Origin of the sequence: Citrobacter sp. Cpo015 (assembly GCF_030333035.1) — a bacterium.
Classification (GTDB): domain Bacteria; phylum Pseudomonadota; class Gammaproteobacteria; order Enterobacterales; family Enterobacteriaceae; genus Citrobacter; species Citrobacter portucalensis.
On the sequence record NZ_JAOWGS010000024.1, the window covers coordinates 129251 to 145108 of the forward strand.

Consider the following 15858-nt stretch of genomic DNA (forward strand, 5'->3'; position numbering starts at 1 on the left):
TTTTATTGTCTGGTTTAATCATAGACCTATGCGAGGCTGAAGGAAGCGGCTGAAATCAGAAATATCATTCAGGCTTTTTCTGTATCGACGGCTGCGGCTCTGGCGGCAAATACTCCAACATCGCAGGCGTCGGCGGCGGGAGGCGGTTATCGGCAATATCCCTGTCCACATCGATATGACTGATTTCGCCATTCTCATGATGGTGGACCGTCAGCACCCTCGCCTTGTTCAGTTCCGTAACCAGCTCCCGGGTAATACGCAAACTTTCTGCCAGCTCATGGTCTTCAAGCCCGGGTCTGCGACTGCGGCGTTCGACCCGAAAACGAAACTGGTTGTACTTCGCCCAGCCAATCAGCACCAGGCCGTTGACCAGGGCGACAAGGATATAAAACGTGACCGTATCCAGCGTGGTGAAAAAGGGTCGCACCCCCATATACGGTGAATGCGCCAGGGCTGTGATCAGCCCTTTATAGATTAAATAGATAAATCCAACCCAGGCGATGGCCGTCAACAACACATCGATGATGCGCGGCAGCAAACGCCGCTCCGTGAAGATCAGTGGCTGGTTCATGATTCGATCCTCCCAATACCGCGGTCAGGACTCACCCAACGCGCTCTGCCACGTTTGCGTTTGAGCATCACTTTCGGGAATGACACCAGCGTGGTGAACAGGCTTAGCATCCAGTACACCACCGGGAACCAGATAATCCAGAACAATGAAGCGCCAATATTTTTTTCATAGCGTCGTTCAATCATCAGGCTCACCGCAAACTGCAGCAAGCACACCACGCCGAGGATAAGCCCGGTAAAGGCCGGTGGGAACAGATGCTGTACATACAGCGAGTCCGGCATCGGGATCATCAGTCCTAAAAGGAACAGCACGATACTGATCGCATAGGCAAATGCCCAGGCGGTAGAAAAACAGAACTCAAGAAACAGCGGCCACATGCGGCGGAACTCCCACGACCACAGACGACGCATGTTAACGATAAACACCTCTGCACCACCCTGCGCCCAGCGCAAACGCTGCTTCCACAGCCCTCTTAAGGTTTCAGGCATCAGGATCCAGCACAGTGCGCGCGGCTCAAAGAATACCGACCAGTGGCGCAATTGCAGCTTCCAGCTGATATCGATATCTTCGGTGATCATGTCCGGGCTCCAGTAACCGACCTCGGCCAGCGCGCGACGACGAAACGCCGCAACCACACCTGAGACACTAAAGATCTGCCCATAGACTCGCTGAGTACGCTTAATCAAGCCGATAATGGAAGTGAACTCACCGACCTGCACACGACCGATTAACGTAGAGCGGGTTCGAATTCGCGGGTTCCCCGTCACTGCACCAACGCGCGGGAACTGGATCAGCGGAGCCACCATATAAGCGACGGCATCGCGTTCCAGTAACGCATCGCCATCAATACACACCAGATAATCGCTGCGCGCCGCGGCCGCACCGGTCTTGAGCGCCAGCGCTTTGCCCTGGTTTTCAGCCAGATGAATCACCCGCAGGCTGGGGTATTCCACTGCCAGTTGTTCCAGCACGTCGTGAGTGTCATCCGTCGAACCATCGTTGATGGCGATCACTTCGATATTCTTATATCGCTGGGCCAGTGCTGCCTCAATGGTTTCACGCGCATTGATCCCTTCGTTAAAACAGGGGATCAGAATGGAAACCAGTGGATTCCCCTGCAATGTCGGTGGTGGAGTGTCATCTCCCCATTTCCAGTGACGTTCACGGTAAAACCAGAAATAGACTCCGCCGCTTATCCATAAGCCAGACATGAATAAAGGCCAGAAGAAGACGAAGTTCAACATCACTTCACCTGTAAAGATGACAGCCACACCAAACGGCAGGCTGAACATCAGGCAAAGTATCAGGAAAGCAATAATGCGATCGGTCATTTTTGCGGATACCAGTATGAGGAGAACGTCGAGCGAATCTCTGACATCTCAGGTTTGTCGCTGATGAAATCATCCGGGTAATAGCCGTAGTTACCTGCACCGCTTAATTTCAGCTGGCGCATCCATTCGGCTATTTGTTTTCCGCTGATTTCAGCCTGATCCCCGGATTTACGCCAGTCTCGTGCCTGCAGTTCAAACACGGTTTTATCCAGCGCCCCAGGGGTTTGTGCAACGGCATTCACCAGTCGGTCAAGCCATGCGTTGGCATCATTGGCCGGGATCTGTTCCATGAATGGCATCGCCATCGGCGCCGTCCAGTCATAGGTATTGAGGAAATCATTCAGGTTTTGTGCAAACCAGGCTTCACTTTCAGGCTCCAGTACCGGCATGGCGTAAATATTGCGCGCAGTTTGCACCTGTGGACCGCGAATATTACGCACCGTCCGGGTCAGTTGTTTGGTGAAGTCAATCAGCATCTTACTTTTCAGGCGAGTCCAGCGCTCGAACGCCTGAGGATTATTACGTATTTGCTCGATACTGCCCGGAAGCCCTGCGGCACGGTAGGCGGCTAACGCCTCCGGTGACGCATCTTCAAAATCCGTCAGGAAAGCATCGTCATGGAACAAAATACCTTTGAAGCTGGCGTGCTTCGCCAGGTCTTCATAGATTTCAGTGATGCGTTTGCGCGCTTCGCTGTCCCAGGGCGAGAGACGAACATAGTTCTCGTGATTGATAGCAGTGCGTCCCGTTTTCGGATCCCATGCGGTTACGCGTGGAATGGACGCGTCGAGATCGAAAGCCAGAACCGGCATCCAGGCATACACCGTCACCCCTGCCCGCGTTTGTAACTGCCAGGAGATATAGTTAAAGAGATCGGCACGCATCGGCAGCCAGCGGTTGGGGAAATAGAGTTCGCGAATATTCCCGTCGCCCTGCGGATCGGCGTACGCCTGCAGGAAGACATGAGAAATACGCATGTCATAAACGCGCTGGATCAGCTTATCGATATTTCGCTTCTGCTGAGCAGGGTCTTTGTCATACACGTAATCCAGATCGACATGCATCACGCGCATCGTCTGTGGTTCACGGACCTGAGCGACCTGACTGGCAAAGCGCTTAAGGGATGGGTTATCAGAAATCAGCACGCGCGGAATATCATCGAGAAACGCGGCATTTGCCAACCCTTCATTAAGCGTAAAGGCCATCTTATAGCCATGCTCTTTGGCCAGGTTTAACGTTGTACCGTTGGCTGCGCCGTAAGGCCATACCCACGCGCGCGGCGATTTGCCGGTCACCGCTTTGATCTTGTTAGTGATCAGAGAGATATCCGTGTTTATACGTCGCGTGTACTGTTCGTCCGTTTCGTAAGTGCCGGTTTTCTTATCATACAGGCGGTTCGCCACAGCGGGCTCTTTACTCCCCTGCGGGTTGGCCTCAGCGCCAAAGTGCGAGTTCCAGGTGTGCGCACCGACTTCTACCAACGGCGACTTGCCCATTTCTTCGACCATTTTCCAGGTGGCGAATTTGTCTCGCGCGGTCATTAAGCCGCCAAAATCGACTTTTTTGTTGGCTGGCGCATCTACCCAACTGCCTACTGGCGCCCAGAGCGCAGGCCAGTTGTAGGCTTTCAGTAGCGGCCAGACGCGGGTATAAAAACTGCTATATCCATCGTCAAAGGTGAGCAGTACCGCTTTTTCCGGCAGTACAATTTTACCGTCATGGGCGTCCAGAATTTGCTGCACGCTGATCGGTTGATAGCCATTATCACGCAGCCAGGCCATTTGGTCGCTCAACGCGCTGGTACGCACAGAGAGGTAGCGCTGGTCGGCTGCACCATCCTCCACATCATGGTAGCCGAGCACCAGAAAGCTATTTTTCGGCCACGGATGATCCGCCGTCAGCGGCGTTCTCTCTGCGGGAGGAACATAGCGAGGCGTTGTATTGTGCGCGCTGCTGCACGCGGTAATCATCAACCAGCCAGCGATTAATGCGCTAAGCCACAGGCATCTTTTCAGCATGAACAATCCTTAAAACCTGACATTTAAATCGAAAGCGAGGGAGATATTCCGCTCACGTTTACCGTCATAGGGGCGTTTATCCCAAATCAGCATCACCCCGCCGTCTACGACGTTGTTCCATTTAAGCCGTTGGCCGTATCCCACCTGGACGATAGCGCCTGCATCTTCACCTTGCTGCCAGTAGCCACCTACGCCAGCCAGACCTTGCTGCGTCCAGACGGTATCATAGTGGCGGTAAAGAACCTGCTCCGCGCTCAAGCCAGGGACAACGGAAAAATCACTCTTCGGGTTGTAATACGGAACATTTTCTTTGGTGTTGGTGCTCCCGCCGATACCCGGTGTAAAGTCCAGCGTGAAGCGCGGCGTGGTCCACATGCGCTCTTTTCCGCTGAGTCCGTATTCGATGCGATCGTTACCGTCCGAGAAATGTGATGCGGCAAACGACAGTTGATATTCACGTCGTTCGTTTTGATACCAGCGAACAAACATATCGCCGCCGTTGGCATACACGCCACTACGCAGCGCGCGCAACGGGGTATTGCGAGAGAGGCGCTCGGCCGATCCACCAACGCGCCAGTTGTCATTAAAGTCATGCCAGCCGGATAGACGCCCGCCAATCTTCTGACCATCGCCATAATTTCGGCCAGACACTTCCATTTCCGCCCAGTAATCGCGGGAAGTCCATTCTGCACCCGCCGCCAGATCGCGGCTGATGCCCTTCCCTTCCTCAAATTCACCAGTAGCAAAGTTGAATCCGGTAAACAGTCGCCAGTTGTCATTAATTGGCGGACTGTAAATAGCCGTGTTGATGTTGAAGTCATTCTTACCGCTGACCGGGCTATCGGACGAGATCCCCTGCGTACCGCTAATGCGCACTTCCGACATTTTGTGGACATCACGAATACGCGCGAGGCGCAGCGTCGCTTCATCATCCGGGCTACGGGCAATAACGTCATCCGTCAGTTCATCTGCCTGTTTCCACTCCTGAAGATCCAGTGCAACGTAAGCCTGCCGACGTTCCAGCTCCAGGTTGCTTGGCTCAATGACTTCCGCCAGCTTAAGCTCTTTCTCCGCCGCATGCGGCAATCCACGCGCTTCAAGCACAGAGGCATAAGATATGCGCAATCCCTGGTTACCAGAGCCTGTTCGTGCCAGATGCTCTGCGAGCTTTTCTGCCTCTGGCAGTTCATTGGCAGCGATATGATATTGCGTCAGTAGCGACTGTCCGAGCAGCCAGTTATCGTTAGGCTGCGGCGTTGGCGAGCCATAGATACGCCGCAGATACGGACTCTCTTTGATCAAATCATCAACTTGTTTTTTGGCAGCATCGAAGTTTTCATTATCAATGTGCGCGTAGAACAGATCTTGTTGATCCTCAGGACTGAGCGGCGTCACCGGGATAGGTCCATTCGGGTAGTAAATGCTCGCCAGCATCGCTTCGGTTTTTTCCGGCTGACGTTCGCTTAACCATGCTGATGCCACCCAGCGTTTTGCATAGTTTGGTACTTCGCCGCTTGCAGAAAGGGACTCATACTCATCAATCACTTCGGCAGTACGCTTACGCACCAACAAGGCACCCATACGGTCAATTCTCGCCCGACGGACATCATTCTGCGCAGACGGCTCATCTTTCCAGGCCGCCAGCAACTGGTCATAACGGGCCAGCGCTTTATCGGCCACGATAAACCGTTCTTCTTCATTACGTGCGGACGTATAGGAGGAGCGTACCATTTCAGCCGCCGCATCAAGCTCAAGACGGCGCTTCACTGGATCAGCAGTGGGAACGACCTCCGCCATATTTAAAGCGGGTCCGGAAACGCGGTTCGCCGACAGCGCAGATAGCAGCGTGGATTTTGCATTTTTGTTGCCTGGATCAACATCATCCGCCAGGCTGGCAACCAACAGTGCATCCCAGTTTTTCCCCTGAGAATGATATACGTAGGCAAGCAGTGCGTCGGAGTCTGCGCCCGGATGCGCCTGCGCCCATTTATTCGCTTCAGTAAGGGCTTGTTGGTTGTAGCGCGCATCCGCCAACGTCATTATCCAGCCGGTGCGTACATCCACGTTATCAGGCTCTTCCTGTAAAACGCTTTCCCACACTGCCAATGAATCATTCCAGTTTTTCTGGTTACGGTACGCACGTGCAGCGGCGACTTTGCCGCGCGCAGGCACATCCATCTGCCCACGATACCGCTGCCAGATTTGAATGGTTGTTTTATCGTTGTTCTCAACCCAACCAGAAACTTGCAGCCAGTCGGCAACCTGATTTGGCGTTAGCGCACTTTTCTTTCCCTGATCCTCAAGGTAGCGCAATAGTGGCGCACTATTCCCCCCCCGCGCTTCAATAACCAAAGCATCATAATCTGATACCGCAGCAGAGATTTGCATAGGGAAAAGAATGCTTGCCGTAAATAAACAGCTTACAGACTTAAAACGTTTAATGAAGTTGGCATGTCGACGCATACTGAACATATCTGCCCTTATATCTTACATCAGAGTAAAAATAAGCGTTTTCAATAAGTTACGATCAATCCCTGACAGTTGCCGACCATGTAAGATGCACTGCCGCTTATTTCGTAATAGGGTTATGAAGCAATTAATTCTTTCGTCTTATTGACTACCCGCACCGCGTCCTCTAATCGTTGGACAGGAGGCATAAACTCGGGAATTTTATCACTCCATGTAGTTCGTGGCTACGCAATAAGAAAAGTCTTAGGCAAAAAAGTATTTTAGACTAAATAATCCTAATACTCTTGGGATTGAATTCTGGATTTAAACAAAGTTTGCCCGGTGACATCATGTGACGATGCTTACTATTGCTGGTTAGCATAGCTACACCGCGCAACTGTTTGCATGGTAACTATTTTGAGAGGTGAATAGAGAAAAATCTGATAATAGGCTCTCTGCTAACAACAAAATATAACTTAATTTTTAGGGCTCAAACAGGGCCAATGAAATGAAAATAAGGGTACAGGCGCAAGAAGAATTAGATACAGTAACAATGCGTTGAAATCAAACAACTTTATTTATCATTTTTCGAAACCTACCATAATTGGTATTTGGAAACTCAATCAAATACGTGCGTGAATAATTGTGTATTACTCTACCTGTTAATATATTTACCAACCTTGCGTACTATTGACAATATCAACCACAATCAATTATTTCCCCTTACAATATGCAAGCCTATTTGCATTACAAGCAACTGATAGAAGCATAATTTTTTGCACTTACCTTCCCCTCAGACTTTCAGGTAATCTGGGCAAAGACGCCAATGGGAGCCGGTCAATGAAAATCGTTAATGCAGAAGAAAAGCACATCCCCGCCATACGCGATATCTATGCACATCATGTTCTTCACGGTACCGGCAGCTTTGAAACCGACCCGCCGGATGCACACGAGATGCTTGCTCGTCTGGAAAAAATCCGCAGCCTCGGGCTGCCGTGGGTCGTCGCTCTGCAGGAAGATAAGGTCATCGGGTATTGCTACCTCACCCGCTACCGCGAGCGCTATGCCTACCACTATACCCTTGAGGATTCGATTTATATTGCTCCAACGGCTCAGCGTCAGGGTGTAGGAAAAGCCTTACTGCGTCATGTGATTGGCTGGGCTGAAGCACAGGGTTATCGGCAACTGATTGCCATCGTCGGCGACAGCAATAATCAGGGATCGTTAAAAGTCCATCAGCAGGCCGGATTTACGCAAATCGGCACACTGAAAAACATTGGCTTCAAACATGGGCTATGGCTCGACACGGTATTGCTACAACGTAATCTGGGTGAAGGTAACAGCACGCTGCCACCGGATTCCGGTGTCGCTATCTAACGTTTTTAAGGATTAACTACAGGGAGAGAATTTTTGGAGCGGGCGAAGGGAATCGAACAGAAACGCCCAAGAGCCGCGAAAGATCTCAACATTGGTAGTTGATGGCGGAGATTTTAGAGGATCATTCTCATGTCTATCAAGGGCCAATCTTATCTTTATCCAACTTCGGAAGGCGTCTGGATGTTTCAGATCTTCATTCCGGTGTACATGCGGCACATTTTCGGCGGGAAACGCCTGTACCGGAAATCGACGGGAACCAAAGACCTTAACGCCGCTAAACACTTTCGTAATCACATGCTCATCGAGTGGAAGACACTTAAGGAACAGTATTCCCCAAACACGGAGGAACGGCGCATACAAAACGCCATAGCCGGATTGCATAAGCAAACCACGCTACGCGCCCCACTCCAGACAGTGCCAACGTTAACCGCTATCCGCGATCAATACGCTGACAGATACAGAGATAAGCGCTCATTCTCGACGCTGGCTAAATCTGCTCGTGCCGTAGAGGTATTTCTTACTTCGCTTAACCGTGCAGACATTCAGATCACGGAGATCAGACGCTCACAAGTTGCAATGTTCATCAACCAGCAGGACAAGAAAGCCCCTCAAACCGTGCAGAACTGGCTAACATGCCTGGGAAGTCTGTACGAGTATGCGCGGAGGAGTTACGACGACATAGCACCAGATAACCCTTTTCACGGCCATAACCTCGAAGCGAGGGCGACTATTGAAAGTTACCAACCATTCGAGCCTGACCAGATGCAAAAGTTATTGGATGCAGCAGAGCCGGAGATCAGGAACATTATAATCATGGGGCTGTTTTCAGGATGCCGCCTTGATGAACTGGCAAGCCTTAAGAAATCAGAGATCCAGACGGTGGAAGGGGGACAATGTTTCTACATCTCGAAGTCAAAGACGAAAGCGGGAATCAGGCATGTGCCGATTCACTCCCGACTATCTGCGATTGTCGATGAATACCTAAGCCACGGCTATGGAGAATACCTGTTCCCACAGGCCAACAAGATTAACCGTGCTGACGGTAAGAAAGGCCCATTCTACTCTCAAGCGTTCACCAGGCTACGCCGTCGTGTATTGCCTACCGCTACAGATCGTCAATGTTTCCACAGTCTCAGGGGGCATTTTATCACTTGCCTGGATCGGGCTGGCATCCCTGAACAAAGAATTGGTTACATTACAGGGCACTCTTCCCAGGCCGCAGCCACAGAAGCATTTAAGACATACAGCGCGGGATGTTCCATGAAAGAGCTATCCGACTATGTGGAAATGGTAGATTATCCCGAGTTGATCTTTCCAAAAGCGGGAAAAGGGGCGTAAGCCCCTTATTTTTAAACAGTTTAGTTAGGCTAATAAGCTATTATTTATGAATAATACACACCAATGATTGCTTTACGAGTAAAACATGATTAAAATAGCAGCAAAAAAAACCAATAGATCAAACCACCCACACTAAAACTTCCTTAAAAAACAATAAGTTACCAATACTCAGCGAGCTATGTATTTACATAACAGCAGCTCTAATTGATTTTTTGTAACAAAGATCACATTATGGATCTATATAAAAATTAAGAAATTTATTATGTACACAAAATTCATTGCAGAACCAATAATGAGTATTGACGAGAAATTGATGGGGATTGAGCTTCTCACTCGTTTTACTTCTATTACCAAGAAAGCTCAACATCCTGAATTTGTTATTTCATCCTGGGATTTAGATAGGAAGCGGATTTTCCTATACGAACAATGCGGTAACATTGCTAATAAAAAAAAGTGGTTCGAACGTAATAATCTGTTTTGCACATTAAACATTGATCAGCAAATGGCTTTTCTGATCCGTCATGACTACATACTGAGACAAACTTTCGAATCGATGCCATTCATCAAACTTGAGCTTTCTGAGCATTTCCCTGGTTTAGATAATGGATTAAAAAGCCCCTTATTAGAGTCGCTGAGCCAGGGTGTGAATGGGCTGTGGCTCGATGACCTTGGGGCAGGTAATGCGAATGTAGTTAGTTTGATAGAAGGTTACTTTGAAGTAGTAAAAATAGATCGAATTTTCTTTAATGAACAAGTGAAAAAAACAACCTTCCACCAGTTAATTGCATCCATTAAAAAACACTGCGACAAAATTGTTATTGAAGGGATTGAGGATAGAAAAAGCATGGAAATCTTGCGTGAAGCAGGCATTTGGGGGGTACAGGGTTATCTTTTTAAATCCATCCCATTTGAGAACGTAGATTCGTTGGTATAGCTCGAATCATCTTCTTTGTAAAAGGGGCAAAATTCCCTTATTTATTTCTTAAACTCCGTAGTAACCGTATCACCCTCGGTTTTCTTAGGTGCATTGTTTACTACCTTCTGTTTAACAGTCCCGCCTACAGATCTATTTCCCTGCGTTTTAGGGTAATGCTGCCAACTTACTGATTTAGTGTATGATGGTGATTTTAAGGTGCTTGCGTGGCTTCCATTTCCATCAGATGTCCTTCCTGCTCCGCTACTGAAGGCGTGGTGCGTAACGGCAAAAGCACTGCCGGACATCAGCGCTATCTCTGCTCTCATTGCCGTAAAACATGGCAACTACAGTTCACTTACACCGCCTCTCAGCCCGGTACGCACCAGAAAATCATTGATATGGCCATGAATGGCGTCGGATGTCGCGCCAGTGCACGCATTATGGGCGTTGGCCTCAACACGGTTTTACGTCACTTAAAAAACTCAGGCCGCAGTCGGTAACCTCGCGCATACAACCGGGCAGTGATGTGATTGTCTGCGCTGAAATGGACGAACAGTGGGGCTACGTCGGTGCTAAATCATGTCAGCGCTGGCTGTTTTACGCGTATGACAGGATACGGAGGACGGTTGTGGCGCACGTCTTCGGTGAACGCACTCTGGCCACACTGGAGCGTCTTCTGAGCCTGCTGTCGGCCTTTGAGGTCGTGGTATGGATGACGGATGGCTGGCCGCTGTATGAATCACGCCTGAAGGGAAAGCTGCACGTTATCAGCAAGCGTTACACTCAGCGCATTGAGCGACATAACCTGAATCTGAGACAACATCTGGCAAGGCTGGGACGGAAGTCACTGTCGTTCTCAAAATCGGTGGAGCTGCATGACAAGGTCATCGGGCATTATCTGAACATAAAACACTATCAGTAAGTTGGAGTCATTACCCGTTTCGTTCAAGCTTTGTAACTACGTTACGTTTTCTTTTTCCCATTAACTCCTCGTAGAGGGGAAACTCCTTGTCTTGTCATAACGTATAATCCGTACAGCAAAGCCCACCACCATAATGCAGTTATCATAAAAGTTTCCCTATTGTGTGTTTTAGAAATTAGAGTAGATAAATTCTACATTGTCTCGTTCGATGTGTTTCAGCGTGAATGATAGATAATGGCTTTCATCGTCTATCTCAATCACACCAATGTTGCGCAGAGCACGAAGCCAGAATCTGATCCCGTGATCACTTACACCGGATTTATCGGACAACTCGTCGTAGGTAATTTTGGTTTTCCTGCCTTTCCAGAACCAGATAAGCGCGTAATAAACGCCCTTCCCGCTATCGTTGATTTGAATCTGGTTTGTGTTGTTCAGTTTTATGTATTGTATCAATTAGTCCTCCCGATTAGTTCCAGTTTCGTTTGATTGTTGCTATTCCAACATTCATAACTTCTTGAGTTTGTTTCTGAGTAAGGCCATTGGCTTTATGTTTCTGCACTTCGGCGCGGGTGTTGTCGCCTTTCGTTGTATCGCGTTTCTTTCTGACTTTCCCAAATTTCAGACATTCAATCTTTGCTCCAGGGAAATAATGCTCTTTGATGTATTCAGCAGTTGCCAGATCCGGCACTACAAACACCAGAGGGTGATCAGTATCAGCATTACGTACAGATGTACGGCTAATAAATTGGTAGCACCGTTCATAGTTCATCGCGGCACGTTGCTTCTGTTCAAATTCTTCAACATCCCATCCGTTAAGCTCTGCATACTGCCGCCATTTACCCTGGAAATCACGATCCAGATTACTGCATCCCAGAAACACAGCATTGTGCATGTGCTGGTAATGGTTTAGTCCGTAGGAAGCCATTGAAACACGCTTGCCCCGTTCAGCACAGGTTAGAATCTCGTCTCCAATCGTCTTAAATTCGCAGATGGATTTATCTCTGTTAGTGGCAAAGATAAATTCACCTGGTACACGTTGGATAATTTCCTGTAGATGTTCATGAAATACTTTCTGTAAAGCTGTTAGGGTGCATCTGTTCTCACATACGGCGACCAGAGAAACCGGCACACCCTTGTGCTTACGTCTTTCAAGTGGCGGCTGTAAATGTTCACCAGCTTCCTCTACTTCGTATTTCGCCAGATGTTCAGCAGCCCAGACAAACAAACTTCGAGAAGAGCCAGCACCTAAGAGTGTAAATTGTTCAGCCCATTCTACAGATCTGATAATTGGTGATGCAGTGAAAGCAAACAGGTGTTTATTTTCTTCGTAGAGAAGTCCAGCACCTTGCATAATCGCCCAAAGTAGGCGCTTTAACTCAGCACCACTCGCCTGTTTTTCATGCCAGTATTTATAGAAATCCGTTTGACAATCCTCACGCAGGAATAACAATCCGTCCCGCTCTTCCAGCCACTTTAGGAATGGGAAATTTTCTTCCGTCCGATCTGTATGCTGTACTTTGATGTAAGCGCCAAACATTGCATCAGGGATTTCATCAACAAAGATGCTGAAATTACGGAGAAGGTTTTGAAGTTCTGTTTCAAGCGCTGCACGATAACAATAATGAATGAAACATTGATGTGTGCAGATGATCACCGAATGCTGAAAATCGTATTCAAGAGTTGAGATTAGGAGATTTACCGCTTCCGTTTCAGTGTCTACATGAAAACTCTTTACCCTTCGCTCTTCAAGTTCTTCCTTAACTTGATTACATAATTCATGTGTTGGCATTACCAGGAGATAGCGAGGGGGAATTGCTTCGGAATTTGTTAATAAACTTGATTTGATGTAGTGCTGTAATGTGGTGGATTTTCCAGATCCGCAAATTGCATCAACGAATTTTACTACTTGCTTCTTTTCTTTCATTGGGTTCCTCTTGTTGTAGGATGTTATTTTTGACAATGGAGTTAACCAGGGCCGGAATACTTACGCCTTTAATTGTGGCGGCTTCGCGGAGTGCCTCGTAAACTTCTGGACTAAAACGAATGTTCATCATTGGTTAATTTCCTTTCGGTGTTGGTCATAACGGGCGAGAGCGTCAGCGAACATTTTCATTCGGTCTGTATACTCCCTCGATTTTGCTGCTTGCATGGATGCGTAAATAACGTGGCGTTTCACCTTGCCATTCACCAGATCATTAAAAACCTGGTCACTGCTGAAATACTTCAATAACTACCTCCTTCGGATTTTGGATGCAAAAAGCCCCAGGCAGATTACCCCGCCCAGGGCCGAAAGTTTCAGAAGGTTTTCTCCCCTTCATACTTACCAGAATACACTATTTCACTAACGTTTGTCAAGCTATTTATGCAAAAAAAATGAATAAAATTAGTAAAATGTGCATAATTAGTCATCTATGGTATCATTTCCGGCTCTTCATGCAAGTGAGCCGATTTTGTAGCTACGCTACATTGCACAATCAACCTGATTACGAGGGTATCAAGTAAGAGGAGGTATCATTTTAAATGATAAGTCCTTTTACATTTATTTTGATACCTTCGGTAAGTATAGGCTCACGATGAACCAGCGATCAGCGGGTGAATGTTGCATGAAAAAGTATCTGCACATAACCATCTTGCACAATGATGTATGTTCGAGGAATACGAGAACATAAGAGAGATAATTAATAACCTTAATTTAATTAAGGGTAGTTAGTAGTTGGTTTATGTCAGTGAGCGAAGCGAGCATGACAAATTATCTCAACAGGAGCATCTCTTCTCAACAATAACTTTCTGTGAAGATTGATCTCTCCTGTAAAGCTATCTTTCATGCGCATGATCAGCGCATACCAAATAGTGCATTCCACTTTATGGAGAATTAACCCTCCATCAATCCTGATTACGTGTTAATAGCGAATACTCGCCTCCATAGCGCCGGAAAAATCCCACGCTAATTACATTCTAAATACCCGCTAAAACCAAGGTAAAGCGATGCTTAATCTATTCCAAATAATCCACCTGTAACGCTCTCTGAGCGCCTTTCTCACTTTCAAAGTATCTTTCATCACTTATGATTAAGCCTTACGCCGTGCGGCTTCCTGAGTCGTTTGTCATGGCAAAGAACTTTTACGATAGGTGCAATGTGCTGAACGAGTTTTCTAAATTGAAACGATGTTTCTTTTTTATGCTCACAAACCCCTTCATTTGAGAATAATTCTCAACAAATCAGATCTCATCGCAACAAATGAGAGGCGTTATCATTAACGCCTCATCTACAGTGCAATTACGCCCTACTTCGATACACTTTGGTAAAGTGTATTCTGTAACTTATTGATTTAACTAATTCAGTACACTTTTCCATCACTTTACGGTGCAAACAGGGGTAACTCCCCGTCATCGAAAATAAATCTCTTGACAGAACCACCGTTTCATGAATCATGAGGTGATGTGTGTTTTTATTTATTTTTCAATCAGTTACCGATATTCGAGCGGGACGGCTGACAGAATTGGGTGGCCTCGATCAGGTCGTTCAATTGCTCTCGCAATGGCGCACACATTTTGATCATTTCGTGCTCTTCTTAAATACGCGTATCGTACAACCTATTGAAAATGATCAATTTCCGATCAATGATGTTTTCAACGAAACGAACAAGAGGAGAAATAACGATGAAAGGAATTAGCCAGGCGCTAAAGAGTGCAGACCATGTTAAAGCAGTGGCGGCAGAGCTACAGCGCAACGCCAGGAGCAACCTGTTCTATTGCTTGTGGGTGTTTATGTATGAGAGCGGGTTACGAATCTCTGACGTGCTCAAGCTCAAGTATGAAGACGTAGAGGGGCAATCTCACCTCAAGGTGAAGCAGGAGAAAACCGGAAACGTGGTAAGGCCAAAAGTTACAGCGTCCATGCTGTCAGTAGTGGCACAACGCAAGGCAGAGCAAGCGAAGATGCCTGTAGCTACAGATTACATTTTCAGTGCTGCCACATTACGCAGCAAAGGCCAGCCAGTGACACGTAACACCGTGTTTGCTGAATTTGGGAAGTTGGGAAGGAGAGCGGGATTCTCTAATGTGGGATGCCATACACCACGTAAAAGCCGTGGGCGCGTGATGTTCGATGCAGGGGTGGCTATAGAGACAATCGCCCATTTCCTGGGACAGACAGATCCGCGCTCAACGATGTATTACATCGGGTATGGTCAGGACGTGCAGGACGATTTAACAGAGGAGTTCTCTTTAGAATGGTGATCAACATGAAACGCTTAATTGTGCTTACGCTGGCCCTGCTGCCAGCCTTGGCCCACGCAGGACGCATTACGTTAACACTGGCTGATGAGCAGGAGACAGACAACGCGAAAATCTGCATCTACAGCAACGCTAATTATACGGAGACAGTAACGATAAAGCCATCACAGCAATGCCGCTACACAGCCACGTTTGTGGAGTAGAAAAGCTGAGAGCGATCACTGGCACGGATAAGACTTTATTAGAAATGCTGTAGCAAAGTATCCTAAACGCTGAGAGGCCAGAATAGCTTTTTTACTTGGCTCAATGTGATCATAGTAATCAGCAAGATCATCTGAAAATTTTTGAACGTTTAGCTGCTCTCCGGCAGGATAACAAATGATTTTACTACGTCCTTTAAGTGTTGAAAGATCATTCAGAGAAATAGCGCCATCTACTATCCCGCTTAAATTCTGGTTTGACATCTTTTCGAGTACATGGATTTTAGCTCTTTCTTCTTGTGTTAACGGACTCGCAGGATCATTAGCAGACATGAGCATTGCCTTGTAGCTAATAAAATCATTAACGGTCATAGCAACGACATTAGAAGAAAATCCCGCAATTATCGCTAACGCAAAGAACAATCGGAATAATAAAGAAGCACTCATAATGTTTATCCAAGCAACAGATTATGCGAATCCTACTACGCCTATTAATGATGT

General features: G+C 47.5%; 14 protein-coding genes. 7 read left to right on the top strand and 7 right to left on the bottom strand.

Annotation, left to right across the window (positions count from 1 at the left end; genetic code table 11):
• Positions 1–64: 64 nt before the first annotated feature.
• The 4 genes from pgaD to pgaA are packed head-to-tail and all read right to left on the bottom strand — an operon-like array spanning position 65 to position 6392.
• Positions 65–571 carry a poly-beta-1,6-N-acetyl-D-glucosamine biosynthesis protein PgaD gene (gene pgaD, locus OGY67_RS08200; RefSeq protein ID WP_003825542.1) on the bottom strand — a complete coding sequence of 169 codons (507 nt, stop codon included), beginning with the start codon at positions 569–571 and terminating at the stop codon, positions 65–67.
• Positions 568–1902 (bottom strand): poly-beta-1,6-N-acetyl-D-glucosamine synthase, encoded by a 1335-nt coding sequence (pgaC, locus tag OGY67_RS08205; RefSeq protein ID WP_048236716.1) that lies wholly within the window; start codon positions 1900–1902, stop codon positions 568–570. The genes pgaD and pgaC overlap by 4 nt, the downstream gene beginning before the upstream one ends.
• A complete protein-coding gene (gene pgaB, locus OGY67_RS08210; RefSeq protein ID WP_048215612.1) occupies positions 1899–3920 on the bottom strand; it encodes a poly-beta-1,6-N-acetyl-D-glucosamine N-deacetylase PgaB in 2022 nt (673 codons plus the stop codon). The genes pgaC and pgaB overlap by 4 nt, the downstream gene beginning before the upstream one ends.
• A 9-nt stretch (positions 3921–3929) precedes the next feature.
• On the bottom strand, positions 3930–6392 hold the full coding sequence (gene pgaA / locus OGY67_RS08215; protein WP_286573854.1) for a poly-beta-1,6 N-acetyl-D-glucosamine export porin PgaA: 2463 nt from the start codon (positions 6390–6392) through the stop codon (positions 3930–3932).
• Positions 6393–7208: 816 nt separating this feature from the next.
• Between pgaA and OGY67_RS08220 the strand changes: the two genes are divergently transcribed.
• From OGY67_RS08220 to OGY67_RS08240, 5 genes are all read left to right on the top strand, one after another.
• Positions 7209–7745 carry a GNAT family N-acetyltransferase gene (locus OGY67_RS08220; protein ID WP_286573855.1) on the top strand — a complete coding sequence of 179 codons (537 nt, stop codon included), beginning with the start codon at positions 7209–7211 and terminating at the stop codon, positions 7743–7745.
• 129 nt (positions 7746–7874) lie between these two features.
• Positions 7875–9083 (top strand): tyrosine-type recombinase/integrase, encoded by a 1209-nt coding sequence (locus OGY67_RS08225; RefSeq protein ID WP_155167256.1) that lies wholly within the window; start codon positions 7875–7877, stop codon positions 9081–9083.
• Positions 9084–9375: 292 nt separating this feature from the next.
• The gene (locus OGY67_RS08230) at positions 9376–10017 is read left to right on the top strand and encodes an EAL domain-containing protein (protein WP_255584719.1); all 642 of its coding nucleotides are present in this window, start codon (positions 9376–9378) and stop codon (positions 10015–10017) included.
• Positions 10018–10223: 206 nt separating this feature from the next.
• Positions 10224–10921 (top strand): IS1 family transposase gene (locus OGY67_RS08235; RefSeq protein ID WP_243428317.1). Its coding sequence is split into 2 segments (ribosomal slippage): positions 10224–10473 and positions 10473–10921, totalling 699 coding nucleotides; the frame shifts between segments, so codons are not numbered across the junction.
• Between the two features lie 234 nt (positions 10922–11155).
• Positions 11156–11407 (top strand): hypothetical protein, encoded by a 252-nt coding sequence (locus tag OGY67_RS08240; RefSeq protein WP_155167260.1) that lies wholly within the window; start codon positions 11156–11158, stop codon positions 11405–11407.
• Here the strand turns inward: OGY67_RS08240 and OGY67_RS08245 are convergent.
• Complete coding sequence (locus OGY67_RS08245) at positions 11388–12845, bottom strand: DEAD/DEAH box helicase (protein WP_207786966.1); 1458 nt, start codon at positions 12843–12845, stop codon at positions 11388–11390. The two genes, OGY67_RS08240 and OGY67_RS08245, sit on opposite strands and share 20 nt — an antisense overlap.
• A complete protein-coding gene (locus OGY67_RS08250; RefSeq protein WP_155167263.1) occupies positions 12811–12975 on the bottom strand; it encodes a hypothetical protein in 165 nt (54 codons plus the stop codon). Before OGY67_RS08250 ends, OGY67_RS08245 begins: the two co-directional genes overlap by 35 nt.
• A gap of 1606 nt (positions 12976–14581) precedes the next feature.
• Between OGY67_RS08250 and OGY67_RS08255 the strand changes: the two genes are divergently transcribed.
• A complete protein-coding gene (locus OGY67_RS08255) occupies positions 14582–15160 on the top strand; it encodes a tyrosine-type recombinase/integrase (protein WP_165718319.1) in 579 nt (192 codons plus the stop codon).
• Positions 15154–15360, top strand: a complete 207-nt coding sequence (locus tag OGY67_RS08260; protein ID WP_123551977.1) for a hypothetical protein — start codon at positions 15154–15156, stop codon at positions 15358–15360. The genes OGY67_RS08255 and OGY67_RS08260 overlap by 7 nt, the downstream gene beginning before the upstream one ends.
• Before the next feature lie 15 nt (positions 15361–15375).
• Here OGY67_RS08260 and OGY67_RS08265 read toward each other — a convergent pair whose 3' ends face one another.
• A complete protein-coding gene (locus tag OGY67_RS08265) occupies positions 15376–15804 on the bottom strand; it encodes a hypothetical protein (protein ID WP_148062171.1) in 429 nt (142 codons plus the stop codon).
• Positions 15805–15858: the final 54 nt, after the last annotated feature.